The sequence below is a fragment of the Bacillus sp. JJ1503 genome, assembly GCF_036965125.1.
Lineage (GTDB): Bacteria > Bacillota > Bacilli > Bacillales > Cytobacillaceae > Cytobacillus.
In genome coordinates this window covers 190-1,758 of the sequence record NZ_JBALOZ010000498.1, presented here as the reverse complement: position 1 = coordinate 1,758, position 1,569 = coordinate 190, and the positions used below count along the sequence as shown (strand labels likewise).

Here is a 1,569-nt window from a genome sequence, read left to right as displayed (position 1 = left end):
TTGAACGAAAAATGAAAGTCATTGAAGAACAGTTAATGGCTGCAATTCAAAATAGTAAAGAAATAGGAGTAGAGTTAGCTGAATTAAAAGAATTACTTACAATGTTATATAAGGAGGAAGTATGATGGAAAACGTAATTGAGCTACAACATGTAAATAAGGCTTTCAAAGGATTTGAACTGAAAGACTTATCAATCTCAGTGAAGAAAGGCTTTGTTACAGGGTTTATTGGTGGTAATGGAGTAGGAAAATCCACAACGATTAAGTTGATTATGAATTTATTACAACCGGGTAGTGGAGAGGTTTCACTTTTTGGTTTGAATTATAAAATGCATGAAAAAGAAATAAAACAACGAATTGGCTTTGTGTTCGATCATAATGTTTTTTATGAGAATCTTACCTTATTAGAAATGAAAAATATAATAAGACCAATTTATAAAAAATGGGACGATTCTATATTCAATCATTATGTAGATCGGTTTGAACTACCATTAAAGAAAACATTGAAAACTTTTTCTAAAGGTATGATGATGAAGGCTTCCTTAACCATTGCGTTATCCCACGATGCTGAGTTAATTATTATGGATGAACCAACGTCGGGATTAGATCCAATATTTCGTAGAGAACTGTTAGATATCCTTCACGATCTCATGCAGGATGGTGAAAGAACGATTTTCTTTTCTACTCATATTACGACAGACTTAGAACGAATCGCGGATTATATTACTTTTATCCATGATGGACAACATATTTTTACAAAAGAGTATTATAAAATCGAAGAAGACTATGCACTTGTGAAAGGAAATATAAATCTATTAGATCGTGATACAGAACAAGAATTTATAGGTGTCCGTAAATCCAATCATGGATTTGAAGCATTAACGATAAATAAACAACGTACAGAAAGTATCTTTGGTGATACGGTCATTTTGGAGAAACCAACACTAGAAGATATTATGCTATATACAAAGAAAGGAAAAGATAACTATGTTCAATCTCATTCGTAAAGATATTATTTTACAGAAAAATACATTATTAATTCTTTTACCTATATTATTTATATATTTATTTTTAAGTACTTCTACTATCTGGGTGGGTATTATATTTTGTATCGCCATCATCATGCAAAGTTTTTCAATGGATGAAAAATCCTCCAGCCATCTCTTATTGAATTCTTTACCTTATACTCGAAAAGAAATTGTTAGTTCCAAGTATATAGGTGCATGCGTTTTCACTTTCTTGACTTTAGTTACTATTTTTATTGGTCATTTCGTCATTCATAGAGAAATCATTCAATGGGAACAATTATTGCTTATAACAGGTATTGTTACGGTGTTTATTTCATTTGCTTTTCCATTTTCTTACCTATTTAAAAGTCAATATTTGATGATTGCCTCTATTGTTGTGTTTGCCCTTTATTTAATTATTGTCAATAGTTTTATACCTGATATCAATGATCGATTAAGAGAGGTCATTCAATGGGTTCTGTCTTTTGATAATTCTCTATTGTATTTAGGTGTAATACTATCAGTTGTACTTCTTTATATTTTTTCTTGGATGCTATCCATCC

The 1,569-nt window shown here is 30.4% G+C and carries 2 protein-coding genes and 1 pseudogene; all 3 read left to right on the top strand.

Annotated elements, in window-relative coordinates; genetic code table 11:
• Positions 1–125, top strand: a pseudogene (locus tag V7149_RS25875) (GntR family transcriptional regulator); the annotation flags it as partial.
• Positions 125–1,006 carry an ABC transporter ATP-binding protein gene (locus V7149_RS25870; RefSeq protein ID WP_335348421.1) on the top strand — a complete coding sequence of 294 codons (882 nt, stop codon included), beginning with the start codon at positions 125–127 and terminating at the stop codon, positions 1,004–1,006. The pseudogene V7149_RS25875 and the gene V7149_RS25870, both read left to right, overlap by 1 nt.
• On the top strand, positions 987–1,569 hold a 583-nt coding region (locus V7149_RS25865; protein WP_335348420.1), incomplete at its 3' end, for an ABC-2 transporter permease. The genes V7149_RS25870 and V7149_RS25865, both read left to right, overlap by 20 nt.

Excerpts from the sequence above, each read along its gene's own strand:
- V7149_RS25870 (WP_335348421.1), top strand. The coding sequence starts at position 125 with ATGGAAAACGTAATTGAGCTACAACATGTAAATAAGGCTTTCAAAGGA.